This window comes from Acidicapsa dinghuensis, from assembly GCF_025685685.1.
GTDB classification, from domain to species: Bacteria; Acidobacteriota; Terriglobia; order Terriglobales; family Acidobacteriaceae; genus Acidicapsa; species Acidicapsa dinghuensis.
In genome coordinates, this window is sequence record NZ_JAGSYH010000013.1 from 1 (window position 1) to 14,560 (window position 14,560).

14 protein-coding genes are annotated in these 14,560 nt (G+C 55.5%); 5 read left to right on the forward strand and 9 right to left on the reverse strand.

The window, feature by feature from the left end; all coding sequences use genetic code 11:
* Positions 1 to 72: 72 nt before the first annotated feature.
* Positions 73 to 642: a hypothetical protein gene (locus tag OHL22_RS24585; protein WP_263342521.1), complete on the reverse strand. Its 570-nt coding sequence runs from the start codon at positions 640 to 642 to the stop codon at positions 73 to 75.
* Positions 643 to 723: 81 nt separating this feature from the next.
* Between OHL22_RS24585 and OHL22_RS24590 the strand changes: the two genes are divergently transcribed.
* The gene (locus OHL22_RS24590; protein ID WP_263342522.1) at positions 724 to 1,677 is read left to right on the forward strand and encodes an IS1595 family transposase; all 954 of its coding nucleotides are present in this window, start codon (positions 724 to 726) and stop codon (positions 1,675 to 1,677) included.
* Between the two features lie 160 nt (positions 1,678 to 1,837).
* Here the strand turns inward: OHL22_RS24590 and OHL22_RS24595 are convergent, their stop codons facing one another.
* The 3 genes from OHL22_RS24595 to OHL22_RS24605 all read right to left on the reverse strand — a co-directional run bounded on the left by OHL22_RS24595 (position 1,838) and on the right by OHL22_RS24605 (position 5,011).
* A complete protein-coding gene (locus tag OHL22_RS24595; protein ID WP_263342524.1) occupies positions 1,838 to 2,269 on the reverse strand; it encodes a hypothetical protein in 432 nt (143 codons plus the stop codon).
* 360 nt (positions 2,270 to 2,629) lie between these two features.
* Positions 2,630 to 3,577: a Kdo hydroxylase family protein gene (locus OHL22_RS24600; RefSeq protein ID WP_263342525.1), complete on the reverse strand. Its 948-nt coding sequence runs from the start codon at positions 3,575 to 3,577 to the stop codon at positions 2,630 to 2,632.
* A gap of 570 nt (positions 3,578 to 4,147) precedes the next feature.
* Positions 4,148 to 5,011 (reverse strand): deoxyribonuclease IV, encoded by an 864-nt coding sequence (locus OHL22_RS24605; RefSeq protein WP_263342526.1) that lies wholly within the window; start codon positions 5,009 to 5,011, stop codon positions 4,148 to 4,150.
* A gap of 73 nt (positions 5,012 to 5,084) precedes the next feature.
* Between OHL22_RS24605 and OHL22_RS24610 the strand changes: the two genes are divergently transcribed.
* Both OHL22_RS24610 and nagA read left to right on the forward strand, forming a co-directional pair.
* The gene (locus tag OHL22_RS24610; protein WP_263342528.1) at positions 5,085 to 5,459 is read left to right on the forward strand and encodes a hypothetical protein; all 375 of its coding nucleotides are present in this window, start codon (positions 5,085 to 5,087) and stop codon (positions 5,457 to 5,459) included.
* Positions 5,460 to 5,524: 65 nt separating this feature from the next.
* Positions 5,525 to 6,688, forward strand: coding sequence for an N-acetylglucosamine-6-phosphate deacetylase (nagA, locus tag OHL22_RS24615; protein WP_263342529.1), 1,164 nt, complete (start codon positions 5,525 to 5,527; stop codon positions 6,686 to 6,688).
* Positions 6,689 to 6,716: 28 nt separating this feature from the next.
* On the opposite strand, the gene OHL22_RS24620 is transcribed toward nagA, so the two are convergent.
* Both OHL22_RS24620 and OHL22_RS24625 read right to left on the reverse strand, forming a co-directional pair.
* A complete protein-coding gene (locus tag OHL22_RS24620) occupies positions 6,717 to 7,637 on the reverse strand; it encodes an N-acetylglucosamine kinase (protein WP_263342531.1) in 921 nt (306 codons plus the stop codon).
* A gap of 21 nt (positions 7,638 to 7,658) precedes the next feature.
* Complete coding sequence (locus OHL22_RS24625; protein WP_263342532.1) at positions 7,659 to 9,038, reverse strand: alkaline phosphatase family protein; 1,380 nt, start codon at positions 9,036 to 9,038, stop codon at positions 7,659 to 7,661.
* A 202-nt stretch (positions 9,039 to 9,240) separates the two neighbouring features.
* Here OHL22_RS24625 and OHL22_RS24630 point away from each other — a divergent pair, with 202 nt between their 5' ends.
* Together OHL22_RS24630 and OHL22_RS24635 are read left to right on the forward strand one after the other, a co-directional pair.
* Positions 9,241 to 10,521 carry a glycoside hydrolase family 27 protein gene (locus OHL22_RS24630; protein WP_263342533.1) on the forward strand — a complete coding sequence of 427 codons (1,281 nt, stop codon included), beginning with the start codon at positions 9,241 to 9,243 and terminating at the stop codon, positions 10,519 to 10,521.
* Positions 10,522 to 10,685: 164 nt separating this feature from the next.
* Positions 10,686 to 11,612, forward strand: coding sequence for a proline dehydrogenase family protein (locus OHL22_RS24635; RefSeq protein WP_263342535.1), 927 nt, complete (start codon positions 10,686 to 10,688; stop codon positions 11,610 to 11,612).
* A gap of 327 nt (positions 11,613 to 11,939) precedes the next feature.
* Here the strand turns inward: OHL22_RS24635 and OHL22_RS24640 are convergent, their stop codons facing one another.
* The 3 genes from OHL22_RS24640 to OHL22_RS24650 form a co-directional block, all read right to left on the reverse strand.
* Complete coding sequence (locus OHL22_RS24640) at positions 11,940 to 12,728, reverse strand: DUF3106 domain-containing protein (protein WP_263342536.1); 789 nt, start codon at positions 12,726 to 12,728, stop codon at positions 11,940 to 11,942.
* 135 nt (positions 12,729 to 12,863) lie between these two features.
* Positions 12,864 to 13,361 (reverse strand): hypothetical protein, encoded by a 498-nt coding sequence (locus OHL22_RS24645; RefSeq protein ID WP_263342538.1) that lies wholly within the window; start codon positions 13,359 to 13,361, stop codon positions 12,864 to 12,866.
* A gap of 55 nt (positions 13,362 to 13,416) precedes the next feature.
* A complete protein-coding gene (locus OHL22_RS24650; RefSeq protein ID WP_263342540.1) occupies positions 13,417 to 14,262 on the reverse strand; it encodes an RNA polymerase sigma factor in 846 nt (281 codons plus the stop codon).
* Between the last annotated feature and the right edge of the window lie 298 nt (positions 14,263 to 14,560).

Sequence of the window (14,560 nt, forward strand, 5' to 3'; positions counted from 1 at the left end):
CTCGACTGCGATAGCTCAGTCGGGCATTCTTATGAATGTCCATTCGATCCTCCGAAGATTCCTAGTTGCTCGTCACAACCAGCTTCTCCGGTCCAAATCGAATGGACAACCTCCTGAAAGATCACAGGTACCCAGGTCCTCACGAATAGAATCTTCTTTCAAACCAGTTTGGGGGGTGCGCTCTGTCATGGAGACAGGCGCCGGCGCTGCCCCGCCTGCAATTTCGGAAGATTCTGAAGAAGGCTGCGGGCTGACTACAGTAGCATCCTCGCTGGACCAGCAGCCGTTGCCCGAAGGCATCTCCCGGATAGTAATGATCTTACCGGGGACAGCCCATTGAGTACTCGTTTTCGTCTGGCGGTCTGTAAGAAAATAGCTGGTACGCGCTGGATCCCTACCTGTTGCAACACTGGTCATGATCATTATTCGACGGCCCTGCGAATCCACAGCTTCGATCTTCTGAAACACATGCTTCATGGTCACGCCATTCGCAAGCGTTTGTACATTCGTGGTCGTCAACTTTGCGGTGTACGGATGGGAGACGAACGCGTCCTGAGACTTTTGAGTTGACTGACTCAAAGCGTTTACGGCAAAACCTGCCAGAAGAGTGAGCGCGAGCATTCCCCAGCCTTTTCGCTGCATATCGGCCTCTGAGACGCTATCGGAGATAGTTTGGGTAATTATATACTTGACGAATCAATTGGAAGTTAGTATGTTGTATGTATGAAAGCGCCTCAGACTCTTCAAGAAGCGATAATCCACTTTGCGGACCCCGATAACTGCATTGCCTATATGGTTGCTCACCGCTGGCCGGATGGCGTAGAGTGTCCGATCTGTGGCCGCAAAGATGTAGGCTATCTCGCCAATCAAAAGAAATGGCAGTGCAAGAGCGGTCACGCCAAGCGGCAGTTCACGGCCAAGGTGGGCACGATCTTCGAGGATTCACCGCTGGGTCTCGATAAGTGGTTGCCTGCGGTGTGGCTCATCACTTCAGCAAAGAATGGGGTTAGCTCTTGTGAAATTGCCCGCTCTCTGGGCGTCACTCAGAAGACTGCATGGTTCATGCTGCATCGCATCCGCTATGCCATGCAGAACAATTCTTTTGTGAAGCTAGGCGGCTCAGGCAGCGGCGGAGTTGAGGTTGATGAGACCTTTATCGGCGGCAAGGCGCGTAACATGCATAAGAGCGTAAAAGCGCGCCGGATCACCGCAACTGGGCCTAGTGATAAAACAGCCGTGCTAGGCATTTTGGAGCGCGGCGGGGAGATTCGAGTAGGTGTTGTCCCGAGCAGAAAGAAAAAGGTCTTACAGGACGAAGTGAAGAAGCATGTAGAGCCAGGTACCGAGCTGTACACCGATTTTCTGCTCTCCTATGAAGGGCTTGCAGCGGAGTACGGTCATAAAGTTGTAGATCACGCAATCGAATACGTGAACGGTCTAGTCCACACCAACGGGCTCGAGAATTTCTGGAGCCTTCTGAAGCGTGGGATCGGCGGAACCTATGTGAGCGTGGAACCGTTCCATCTCTTCCGCTATTTGGATGAGCAAGCCTTCCGTTACAACAATCGGAAGGATAAGAGTGATGCGGACCGTTTTTCGATGGTCCTCTCGCGGGTAGCTGGCAAGCGGCTTACCTATGCCGAAGTCACCGGCAAGGTGGGAGAAACGGCTTTCTAATCCTTTGCGTTTGAAACGCGGTCGGCGGAAGGCTTCTTAGCCTTCCGCTTCTGTGCCCGCTCTGCCTTATCGATTTCCATCGCACGTTTTACCACTTCAGGTCTGACCCTCAGTATTTGGTCCATCGTTCGATTAAATCTTTCGAGTTCTGTGTCCGCTTTCATGCGAAATCCGTGTTGCATTGCAGGGTTTGAATTGGTTTCACTGTAACTCCAATTATCAGCTTGACATCGTTTCGGCCCGCACCCTCGGTAGGAGTTAAGAGAGTGTCGGCCCGCACTCGGACTTCCGTGATAAGCGCATCATCTTCCAGAAGACAGAAGAAGGGCTTTTCGGTGTCCAGCAAGGGCAATCCGCCGGTTTCTTCCAGGGTCTTGGGCATCCTGAGCGCATCGAATAAGGTCTTCAGTCGATTGTCTATATCGCCACCTTGAACGATGCGTCCGAGCCCAACCTCTCGGCGCAAGAAGAGAATGTTCAGCTTACAGGCCAAAACTAGTTTTTCTGTCACCAGCGGAACAAACTGGAATGGACCTCTTTGAAAGTTCCATGCAATTTGCTCCACCATCGGGGGTCCAGCGTTCCATTTCATCACGCTTCCCGAAACCTGATTCGAGGTCATCCAGTGATTCAGCCGTTGCTCCCAAAGCAAGCGGAGTTGAGGGTGAAATTGCTTTCGGATCGAATGCTTATGAGGCGCTCGATCCTCCTTGTAAGCCAGCAATTCTCCTTCATAAACGAGGGTGAATTTCAAATCTTCCTCGCCTCCTAACGGCCAGTCGTCCGCCTTCCAGTCTCTGTCCGCTGCATCCTTAATCTTGCTCTTTTCTCCTTGATTCGTCAAGTACATAATTACCATAGTTTGAGGCTAAAATACAGAGAGCGCAAGCATAACTTACTGCAACAGCCGCCTACTGTTACAAAGCCGAGCTGAGTTACAGCTTATACCGAGTTAAGTAAGCTGGGCGCCTGCTATTTTTTCCAGCACAGCAATGGGAGCCGATTCCGGCGTAACCATCGCATGTTGATCAACGAGAAACGTCTGTTCGAGGGCGAACTGCCCGGCGAGGACAGCGTGCGGCGTTGTTTCGGTGTAGACCATCCAGCTGGAGCCGGGTGGGAAGTTGAAATACTCCTTGACGCAATTCTTCTGAAACTCCGCATCTTCCTTCATGGTGTTATGCAGACGCATCATGAAATCGTCATAGGGACCACGCTTCCATTGCGGAACCAGTCCGGCAAGGCCGGTAGCCTGCGCGAGTTTCTTCCCGGCGCTGGCGGCTGCGTTGTCTGGCTGCGGCGCAGCGAGTTTGCCCGGCACGAATTCGGAAACGACTTTGGCAAACGGCTCGCCGGTCACCCAGTCGCGTGTCTTCGATGGGTGAATATTGTGAAAGAAGCGCAGGATGCGGCGGCCATACGTTGGGCGAGTCGGAAAGGAATCTGTATGGAGCAGATCGTTGCGCCGGCGTACGGGCAGGTCGCGGCCATCCTCTTCGATGGGCCGGTAACTGGCGTAATCCAATTGCCACCGCTTCTGATAGGGAGCCAGAAATTCTGAAAGAAACGCCACGATCGAGGCAGAATAGCGGCGCATAACTGCATGTAGCTTTTCAAGTTCAGCCGCTGGCGTGGTCTTGTCATCGACACCGCTCAACTTATCGACGCCCGGTTTGTAGGCGATATTTTTATGCAAAGCGCTGCCGGTCTGGTGGCCGCTGAGCAATATTTCGAGATCTTCTGTGGGAATAGGAACCGGCGTCTGGGGAAAATACAGAATTCCGCCGGCTTCCAGCTGAGTGCACCAGGTTCGGATTGTTTCCAATCCAGTGACTGATCTAGAACTTGTATCGCGCAGCGCGCGGTTCAGGTCTTCGAGGGAGATTGCATGGACAGACATGGCGCTACAGCTCCGTTGGTACTCCTCTCATTGTAGGACCGAGCGGCGTTGTGCGGCACACAGACAACGCCGTGACCCAGTCTTATAGAGCACCATGAGCCAGTTGAAGTGAAGATTTATTGTTAGCGCCCCAACAATATCGAAACCTGTTTCTAGATAAGTCTGTTGGCGGATTCAAAAACTTGCTTAACGGTGGGTGTGTGCTTGATGGCTCGCGGACGACATAGCCATTGGGTGAAACGCTTTGCCGACGCGCGGCCGGGCAAAGACTGGTGGCGCAGGATAGCACTGAGAACAGAACGTGCCATATCTGCTGTGCATTGCATGGTTTTCGCAGACGTAGTTTTCGCAGCCGAAGGAATGTTCGAAGTACCCGGAGCACTTATAAAGCGGGGTACCCTTGGGGCTGCATCCGATTCCGTGGTACATGCAGGTGGGCATATATGCCTCGCTTCCGACTACGTCTGCAGACTAGCACGGAAAGAGGTGGTACGCACACGTTAGTCACATATTTATTTATTACCAATCGGGGATTGTCGAAGCTATGTTCGACACCGTACCGACTTTTTCTTATCGAATCAAGCTTCTAAGCGTATTGACGTTTCTCTGGTCGTCGCCGGGCTCATCGACAGGAGTCTCAGCGATGAAGGCCGAATGGCTGAATCTGGGATCATTCAGCAGCCTGCGGAAGGGCTCGATGCCGATCGTTCCTTCGCCGATATTTTCGTGGCGGTCAAGCTTCGATCCGCGCGCCGCCTTTGCGTCGTTGCAATGCCAGACACGTACCGATGCAAGGCCCATTGTCGCGTCGATCTGTTTCACTGTCTCTTCGTAACCTTCCGGCGAAACGATGTCATATCCGGCAACATGGGTGTGACAGGTATCGAGGCAAACGGCAACCGGGGCTGACGCGCGGAGGCGTTCGACCAACTCCGCCACCTGCTCAAAGCTGCCGCCCAAAGAAAACTCGGCCCCGGCCGTGTTCTCGATGAGGATGTGAAAACCTGTACCTTCCCAGGGCAATCCGTCGATTGCCATGGATATCGACTCGGCGGCCAGTTTCAACCCTTCTTCGCGCGTAAGCCCTTTCCACGAACCGGGATGAAGCACCAGGTATTCAGAACCGAGAGCCAGCGCGCGCTCGATCTCTCCGCGAAAGGCAGCGATGCTCTTCTGACGCACTTCTTCGTTCTGGCTGCAGACATTGACCAGATAGCTGGTATGAATCACCAGCGGCCCCACGTCGTATTTCGCACGCAATTCACGCATGCGGTCGCACTGTTCTTTCGGCACTTTGGGAGCCCGCCACATGCGAGGGCTGGAAGAGAAAATCTGGAAAGTGTTGGCGCCTATCTCACGCGCGCGCTCAACGGCTGTTGATGCACCGCCGCCGGTGCCGAGATGAATGCCGATCCGCTTGACTGTGGAACTCATGCCCTTCAGTGTAAACGGCGGTCACGATGGGGGTTGTCGTCACTTGGCGCGAGGAGAACCAGGAAATCGCGTTGTGTCCTGTAAAAAGTACTGGGTCGATCACATAAATGTGATGACTTTCGTAATTTCTCTGTTGGGAGAAGGCCAGCCATACAATCGCAAGATGCAGGATTTACTGTCGCAAATTCAAAAGGTACTGACGGGAGTCATTCTTCCACATCTCAAAGGCATTCAGGTCAGTCAAACGGAGCAGCGGCTGGAAACGGAGCGCCTCAATCGCAACTTTGAAGAGTTTCGTGTTGAGATGCAAACACGATTCGCCGAACTGCGTTCAGAACTAGTGGCCTGCCGTCAGGAACTGGAAGACGCCATGGTGACCATTCGGGAGATCGATGGCACTGAGTTCCCCGATCATGAACCATCGCATAAGAAACGTCTCATTCACTGATCTGCTGGGGCTTCCAGCGTAATTGCGGTTAGACGGGCGTGCGGCGCACCTGCGATGATGGCCCCATGCGCACTGAAGTATCTGCAGCCTTGCTTTGGGATGGCACCACTCTCACGACCGAACCTGTTATTGAGTTTGAAGACGGAAAAGTAACGTCAATTCGTTCGCGTGCAGAAAAGGAACAGTCGGAAGGTGCGCAGCATATCGACTTTCCCGGCGCAGTACTGGCTCCGGCATTTCTGGACATTCACATCCATGGCGCGGCAGGCCATGACGTAATGGAAGCCACGCCTGAGTCGCTCAGCGCCGTCAGCCGATTTCTCGCCTCCCGCGGAACGGGAAAGTTCCTGGCTACCACTGTGACGGCTCCGCTCGATACGACGCTTCGTTCGCTCGAGGGTTTGTCGCGACGGCTGGATGAAGCGCAAAAGCCCGATTGGGCTGGTGCGCGTCCGCTGGGCATTCATCTGGAAGGACCGTTCCTATCGCATTCCAAGCGCGGAGTGCATCCTCCGGAGTATTTGCTGACTCCCGATATTGCCCTGTTCGACCGCATGTTTGAGGCAGCCGAAGGGAAGATTCGCCTGCTGACGCTTGCACCCGAGCTACCGGGAGCGGAGGAATTTGCGGCGCACGTCGCATCGCGTGGAGTACGCGTGTCCGTCGGGCACTCGAATGCCACGGCGGCTGAAACCCATCGCGTCATCGCGGCCGGAGCTACCTCGGCGACTCACACATTCAATGCCATGCGTCCTCTCGACCATCGTGAGCCAGGAATTCTCGGAACGGTGCTGTCGACAGACTCACTCTACGCGGAACTGATCTGCGACGGCATTCACGTAGATCCATCGCTGATTTCGGTATGGTGGCGAAGCAAGGGAGCACATAGAGCGATTCTTGTCACGGACGCCATGTCTGCCGCTGGCATGCCGGATGGCGAGTACACGCTGGGCGGATTTCCCGTCACCGTAGCCAATGGCCGCGCATCGGCCAATGGAGTACTGGCAGGCAGCGTGCTCACACTCGACCGCGCCGTGAAAAATTTTGTCGCATTTACCGGAGTCCCAATCGAGACAGTACTGCCGCTGGTCACGCAAAATCCGGCGGCAATGACCGGGTTGCAGAATGTCGCGGGGGACATTCGCACCGGCGGCCCTGCTGATTTTGTTGCGTTAGGGAAAGACGGCCAGCTATTGGCTTCCTTTGTGAGCGGAGAGCGCGCAGCTTAGCTGTTCCTTTGCCGCGATGAGCACGCTGTTATCGCTCAGCCAAGCGCTGTGCGCGCCAGATTGCGCCTTCCACACCCGCTACTCCCTGCTGCGCAAAGTTCATGTCCGGGGCCTCAGCCTTTAGCAGTTCCGTGACCCGGTTGCGCACCAAAGCGATCTTGTCGAGCACACTGCCGATGAACGCGGCTGGCACCTCCTCGGTAAGGCCGTGACGTTTACGCAGTTTACGGCGAACAAGCAGGATAAAGTCAGCAAGATCGGCAGCGGCCTGCTGCAGCACTCGCTGCGCCACAGCATCACCGTCTTCGGCGGCAGCGGCAATCACTGGAGCCAGCGCGGAGAAATCCGGCCCTGGAGTCGTGTTGCCGTAATCGACCAGTTCTGCCAGCGTTTTCGTTCCCCAGACATTTCCCACGCGGTCGAGGATCGTGCATGGTTCGCAGCGGTCGTGCGCGCGCAGCCCCTGACGGATGCCATGAAGACCTATCCAATAGCCGGAGCCTTCGTCACCGAGGACAGAACTATATCCCCCAGCGCTTTCGGTTGCTCCTGTCGCAGTGCGGCCGATGCAGTTAGAGCCGGTACCTGCAATCTGCAGAATACCGGGGCCTCCGTGAAACGCAGCATCGAGTGCGATCACCTCATCGCCCACTACTTCAGAGCGCTGAATGCCGTAATCGCGAAAGACTTCCGTAATCCACTCAGGAACGCCTGGCATGGATGCGCTGGCGACACCGGCCGAGGCAGCATCGACACGGCTGATGCCTGCCTTGGAGAACACCTCATTGAGTAAGGCGCGAAGATTCTCTTCGGCAATTTCCGGACCTACTCGCAGACGCTTGATAGAACCGCCCTGTGCACGGCCCACGATATGACCGCTTTTGGCGATGACTGCCCGAGTATGTGTTCCGCCACCGTCGATTCCTAATACAACTGCTGCAGAATTCACCGATCCCTCATTCACTCCTACTTACTCCTGCGATGATGGCGCTGGCGCATTGACGGTAGCAGCTTTCGAATCCCCGTTGTCTCGCAAAGTACCGGAGAGGATGTTCAGGTTGCCGTCGGTTTTGGGCGGCTCGAGGCCGAGAATATGCGCAATCCATGGATATAGGTTAACGTTCTCAAACGGCTGTACCGTCTTGCCCTCAACTATGTCAGGGCCAGCGGCGAAAAAGCTGGCTTTCATCTCTGGCATGCGGCGAGGATCAAAGCCATGCGCGCCAACCTCGGGCGCACGGTCTGGGCGCGGCGTTCCATCGGGATTTTTGCCGGGACCATGGGCTCGAATGGCATAGGGCCCGATAGGCACAATGACCGGATCGCCTTCGCGCGGATTTTCGTCGTAACGCAGGCCTGCCGGCACATCCTTGCGCCGATAGACCTCAAACTTTTCCGATGCATGTTTGAGCTGATCGTAGACGCGGGCCCGATCAGCCTCGGAAGCGCCATACAGTAATGGCCCCGCACTTTGAAAACCTTTCAAATCCGCATAATCGTCAAGATTGACCCACGGCCCCTGGATCTTGACCATGCCATGGTCGCTTACGACCACCAGATCGATCGGCAAACCTGTTTCTTTCAAAGCATCGTGAAGCTTGGCGACCAGACCATCCACCCGCGCCACTGCCGATTTCGTTTGCGGCGAGTCAGGACCGTAGGCATGTCCGGCATGATCGACATCGGAGTAATAGAGCGTGATGAAATGAGGACGCTGCTCCGCAGGTTCCTTGAGCCACGCGATCACCTGATCGATACGCGCGGACTCATCCACCTTATCGTCGAAATGCAGATAATCCGTTGGAACTTCGCCGGCAATTTTCGCCTCCGAACCCGGCCAGAAGAGACACGCTGTGCGCATGCCCTGCTTTTCCGCCAGTGACCAGAGCGGAACCCCTGCGTACCAATGCCCATCCGCCACTGGAGCAGGATCAGAAAGACCGTAATGAGCAAACTCGGTGGTATCGAGAAAACTATTGGCGACGAGACCGTTGTGTTCAGGATAAAGGCCGGTGATGATGGCGTAATGATTCGGAAAAGTCAGTGAAGGATAGCTGGGAATCATACCTTCGGGTGCCCAGACGCCTTCTTTGCCCAGGGCCAGCAGATGCGCTGCGTTGTATTTCTTTGCGTAATCCCAACGAAATCCATCGAGCGAAACCAACACTACGTAATGCTGCTGCATCGCTTGAGCTGAGTTCGGGCCTTGGTCGGTATGGATAACAACGATGGGGTGTGCGCCGCTGGAACCGGATGGGTCCTGAGCCGGTACGATCTCACTGGATGCACAAAACCCCGCCAGCAAGGCTGCCGTAGCGAAGACGGTTTTCAATCTATATGCCGAACGCAATTCCTTGCTCCCGCCTTAGCTTATCGTATGAGTTTCATGAATCAGGTAAAGCTTTGTTAAGTCAACCGTATGATGAGAGAACGTTTCCCCTCAATGTTGTGATATACGTTCCCAGATGCTTCGAAACTGCATAATTCGCCCTCTGATATTCATCATCGTATTTGCAGCATCCTTTTCCTTCTGGCCTTGTCTGGGACAGACGTTGGCCCCCACGCCGCCGTTGGGCTGGAATAGCTGGGACTCTTACGGTTTAACGATCGATGAGGCACAGTTCAAAGCCAATGTCGAGGTTCTGGCCAGCCTTAAGGAATACGGCTGGCAGTATGCCGTCATCGACGAGGGATGGTACATGCAGGATCCCTTTGGTGGAGACGTGGCGAAGGAAAAATTCGTTTACGACTCCAATGGCAGGCTGATCCCGGCGCTCAACAGATTCCCAGACGCAGCGAATGGCGCAGGACTGAAACCTCTGGCGGATTGGGTGCATGCGAAAGGCTTCAAATTTGGCATTCATCTCATTCGCGGCATACCGCGGGAAAGCGTAAACGCTAATATGCCGATTGCGGGGTCAAGCTTCGCTGCCGGTGAAGCGGCAGACACCACCGATGTTTGCCCGTGGAACCAGGACAACTACGGCATTCGCGATAATGCCGCAGGGCAAGCCTGGTACGACTCGATGATTGCTCTGTATGCCGGTTGGGGGATCGACTTCCTCAAGGTTGACTGCATCGCAGACCATCCGTACAAAATCAGTGAGATCCAGCAGATTGCGCGCGCGATCCAGAAAACCGGCAGGCCGATTGTACTGAGCTTGTCTCCTGGGCCTACGCAGCTTTCGCACGCCGAAGAAGTGGGTCAATATGCCCAGATGTGGCGTATCTCAGACGACCACTGGGATGTGTGGTCACACGAAGCGAAGCCTGGGCAGAGCGAATTTCCTCTTGGTCTGCGACAGGCCTTTGATCGGCTTGCGGAGTGGGAGCGATATGCAAAGCCCGGCAACTGGCCAGACGAAGACATGCTGCCGCTGGGCTATCTGGGACCGCATCCGGGATTGGGCGACGCGCGGCAGTCGCGTTTTACCGAAGACGAAGCGCGAAGCGAGTTCACGCTATGGGCTATCGGGCGATCACCGCTGATTCTGGGCGCCAATCTTACAAAGCTGGACGATTTTACGCGCTCTCTAATTACGAACAGAGACGTGATCGAGATGAATCAAACGGTGACTCAGGCGTCAGAATCGCGATCCCACGGGCCGGATGTGCGAATATGGACGGCGACAACTGGCGGAGAGCATACAAAAATCTACGTCGCGGTCTTCAACATCAGCGACCACCCGACAGAGCTGACTCTCAACTGGCCGATTTCTCCAAATCCGCGTGCGCATATTTTGGATCTGTGGAGTCACCAGCCTGTTTCATCCAGAAAGGCGGCGCAGATCAAGCTGGCCCCGCACGCCTGCCGACTGTTCCGAATGGACTGAAGCACAATCCTCGCAAAGTACAAGGGTACTTCGGACATTCCTGGCACAAAGTGGGGATACACAAATAGATGGCCCAATATGCGACACTGAGAGTTCGGACGAAAGCGCCTCTGAGTTGTAACTGAGCGCGTTGGTCTCGTGAGTTTCGAGGAGAGTCCCAGGAAATGCCACTCCTTCGCTCCGCGTTTATTGCACTATCCACCAACCGCCCATTACGCAGGTTCAGCGAAAGCTCCCGCATAGGACGCAAGCTCAGCTCACGATTCGTCGCCGGGCTGGAGATTGACGATGCCTTGCGCGCAGCTGAACGACTGAACAAGCAAGGAATGGCCGTCACTCTCGACTCGTTGGGTGAAAGCATCTCGACAGAGGACGAAGCCAATCAGGCCGCTGAGATCTATCATCAGCTTCTTGATGCAGTTGCCGAACGGAAGTTGAACGCCAATATCAGCGTCAAACTTACACAAATGGGGCTTGAGCTCTCCCCAGACCTCGCCTATCGGATCGCAGCCGGTTTGACTGAACACGCACGTACAACCGGTAACTTTGTGCGCATCGATATGGAAGGCTCGCCACTGACCCAGAAGACTATCGATCTGGTGCGCAGCCTGCATTCACGAGCCGAGTACCGCGAACATATCGGTATTGTCATCCAGGCGTATCTCTTTCGCTCAGAGGCAGACATCAAACAGCTGATCGAAGATGGTATTCGCGTGCGCCTCTGCAAAGGTGCTTATCAGGAACCACCCTCCATCTCATTCGCCAAGAAGACAGACACTGATACAAACTACGTTCGGCTGGCTGGAATTCTGCTCTCAAGTCCGATCTATCACGGTATGGCCACTCACGATGAGGCCATGATCGATGCGGTAAAAGCCTTCACAGGCAACCATCAGATTCCACCCGACCATTACGAATTCCAAATGCTCTACGGAGTGCGTCGAGACCTTCAGCGGCGGCTGGTGCAAGAGGGATATAACGTACGGGTCTACCTTCCCTTCGGACATGAATGGTATCCCTACTTCATGCGCCGCCTCGCAGAGCGTCCAGCAAATGTCCTCTTCCTGGCGCGCAATCTATTCCGCTCTTAGCGGAGATAGCGTTGCAATGCACGGGACAGATGCTGTGTGCGAAATAGATGCTGCGCTGGACTGGGACCTGTTCCCGCTAAGCGGATGGCGGCGACGGGAACCGATTTTTTCGAGATCAAGGAGTGAGGAGCGACGCATACCGGGTGTCTGCTAGCGACGATCGACGCCTAGATCGGGAAAATCGGTCCCGTCCCTTCGGGTTGCGGCGAAGATCCTCTCATGCTTCGTTGTCGTCCTTGCCTTGGAATCACCAAAGCCTTCGTCCTCCGCCTCGCCTGAGAGGATCTTCGCTCGCAACGCCCGCCATTCGGGTAGTGGGAACAGGCCCTAGTGTGCCGGCTGGTAAGGCTCGATGCGCAGCAGATTGGAAAGAATACCGCGTTCCTGAGGCGAAAAAGTGGCACTATAACGCGCTGAATTCAGAATGATCTGCCTCTGATCCATCGGCACGCCGCGCAAATCCTGAAATGCTCTGCGAATCACGGCTCGGCGGTCCGGAGACAGGTTCTGCTCTTCACGGGCAGATTGACGGACTTGCATCTGTTCACCGGGCGAGAGCCGTTCAAACGCTTCGGCGCGGCCAAGCCGTCGCTCTCGTTGCGCTTCAGGCATCTGGTTTAACCGATGCAGCTCCTGTATCTGCCGCTGCTGATCTCCCGGGCTCAACCGGTTGAATCCTGGTTCCTGTCGTAAAAGTCGATCTTGCTGGCCGATCGGGAGATTTTGATGCTGCGCCATCCACTCCGGTAGATGCCCCGGCACGCGGGGATTCGGCCTGACAGCATACGGAGAACCGCCATACTCCGGACGTGCCTGGGGCGCACGATTCGCTCCTGCACCTGGGACACCGGGGGCATAATAAGCGCTTCCCGGACGACCCTGTACATTGCCCGACGGCCTTCCGGATGGCTCTGGACCACGGGTTTGACGGTTTGCCTGAGGTGCTGAGCGAAAACCCGGCTGCATCTGTGGACGCGGCGCCTGCGGCATTGCACCATGTGGTGCTCCACCTACGTGTCCTTGTGGATGTTGTCCGAACGCGGCGAGACACAGAACCAGGCTTAGGCAGACAAACTGCGCTGCCTGTCGAGCTGTTCTGGTACATGCCGTATTCATTGCGTCCGCTCTTTCCCGGTGACTATCACTCGGCTTGCTACATTCGGTCCTGGCTGTCTGCACCAGTTCCAATCATCAGGCACACCTACGCCGGACCGTCGAAATCACTATCTTTTAGACAGTCCAGCGTGTTCGTCAATCGTTGTTCTGGTCCGACAACGCTTCCAACTGGTCCAGCAATTGGGCGTTGTTGTCCAGAGTTTGCAGATCCTGCACCACCGCAGCAGCCTGCGGCGCTTGGACTGGCGGATTCCAGTCATTCATCCCAAGATACGCACCGCCCCCAAGAAGCACGGCGATTGTCAGAGCCATGGCCGCTACTGGCCGAAGGCTATGTTTCGATCCGTACACCAAACGGGCATGGAGCTTTTCAAACCAACTCTTCGGCCAGCCGGCTGGCGCAGCTTCACGTTCTTCATCCAGCCGGGCATTAAGCCGAGTTAAAAAGTACGGATTGGGTTCCGGGGCTTTCCAATCGTCCAGCAGAGCCATCGTCGACCGGAGCTCATCCAGCTCCTGGCGGCACTCCGCACACTCAGCCAGATGCGCCCGCATCACGGTCTGGGGCGTGGAACTATCCTCGGCAATCAGTACTTCATTCTCGAAGAGCAACTCTGGAATCTTCGATTTCATATCATGGCAGTTCATCATTTACTCCCTTCTTCGGCCGGTGTATCCCGGCTTCTCTTTAAACAAATTCCTTCAGACGTTCCCGCAACGTCTGATAAGCCCGAAACAACAGCGACTTGGTCGCCGACTCGCTCAACTTCAGCACTTCCCCGATCTGGCGATAGTCCATCTCCTGGTACTTGTGCATCAGCACCGCCATTCTTTGCCGCTCTGGCAGAGCCGCCACATGCGCCCGGATTGCCGCCATTCGTTCCTCACGCAGCAACCGCTGCTCCACATTCGGATCAGAACCCGCTATCTCAGGCAGTGTGCCCGATTCCGGATCGGGCTGGTCAAGCTCCAATGTGGGCGCCGTCCGCTCATATTTGGTATCCCGTGCGTGGTTAACCGCAAGGTTAGTCGCGATACGGTATAGCCACGTCGAAAACTTCGCCTCCGCCCGATAACTTTCACGCGAGCGGTAAACGCGCAGAAAGACTTCCTGCGCCAATTCCTCTGCCACCGCCTCATTGTGAACCATCCGGTAAAGAAAATGGATGATCTGACGGTGGTACCTGGTGACCAGATAGTTATAAGCCGCTTCATCTCCGGCTGCGACGGCCAGCATCACATCTGCGTCAGACCGCTCGCCGGCCTCTGCGGGCCGGGCGATAACGGCGGCCACGCCCGGTACCGAGCGTCCCGAATTCAGCCCCGTATTGTCCAACACGAAGCTAGCCATATCTTCACGGACACCATTCTCCGCAGAAGGTTGCGCGTACCGATTCGATTCCTGGGCTGTTTTCCCGTCCTGAGCGCTGGTTTTCCCATTCTTGCCGGTAGACGAACTGCGCCCTCCCGAAAGCGGCTGCGACGATTCAGCGTTCGAATCTGAATCGCCGGAAGGCGCAGAAAATAGACGCATTGGACGGAATCTCAGCCGCATCGCTCTTAAATTACCGAAGTCCAGGCCGAGCACACCGAAATCCGGATCTGGACTAACGGAAAAACTCGCACACCTGGCCTCGATTCCACTGCCGCATCACGGCCTCAGGATTCACCTTCCGGCATCCGCTGGAAAGGGGCCGGTTTGAAGCGCGCAGCTTGCTGATGATACTCTACCTTAGTCAGCCGGGTACGATCTCGCAGGACATCGACAGTCCTGGATCACAGGTTGTAGTTGTTCCCTTCAGAGATAGCAATCGAGACGTAATTTTCCCTCC

What these genes read in the sequence shown, in the direction of transcription:
- OHL22_RS24595 (WP_263342524.1), bottom strand. Translation starts at nt 2,269, where the DNA reads ATGAAATGGAACGCTGGACCCCCGATGGTGGAGCAAATTGCATGGAAC.
- OHL22_RS24605 (WP_263342526.1), bottom strand. Translation starts at nt 5,011, where the DNA reads ATGAGTTCCACAGTCAAGCGGATCGGCATTCATCTCGGCACCGGCGGC.
- OHL22_RS24640 (WP_263342536.1), bottom strand. Translation starts at nt 12,728, where the DNA reads ATGAATACGGCATGTACCAGAACAGCTCGACAGGCAGCGCAGTTTGTC.
- OHL22_RS24650 (WP_263342540.1), bottom strand. Translation starts at nt 14,262, where the DNA reads ATGCGTCTATTTTCTGCGCCTTCCGGCGATTCAGATTCGAACGCTGAA.
- OHL22_RS24585 (WP_263342521.1), bottom strand. Translation starts at nt 642, where the DNA reads ATGCAGCGAAAAGGCTGGGGAATGCTCGCGCTCACTCTTCTGGCAGGT.
- OHL22_RS24600 (WP_263342525.1), bottom strand. Translation starts at nt 3,577, where the DNA reads ATGTCTGTCCATGCAATCTCCCTCGAAGACCTGAACCGCGCGCTGCGC.
- OHL22_RS24590 (WP_263342522.1), top strand. Translation starts at nt 724, where the DNA reads ATGAAAGCGCCTCAGACTCTTCAAGAAGCGATAATCCACTTTGCGGAC.
- OHL22_RS24635 (WP_263342535.1), top strand. Translation starts at nt 10,686, where the DNA reads ATGCCACTCCTTCGCTCCGCGTTTATTGCACTATCCACCAACCGCCCA.
- nagA (WP_263342529.1), top strand. Translation starts at nt 5,525, where the DNA reads ATGCGCACTGAAGTATCTGCAGCCTTGCTTTGGGATGGCACCACTCTC.
- OHL22_RS24645 (WP_263342538.1), bottom strand. Translation starts at nt 13,361, where the DNA reads ATGAAATCGAAGATTCCAGAGTTGCTCTTCGAGAATGAAGTACTGATT.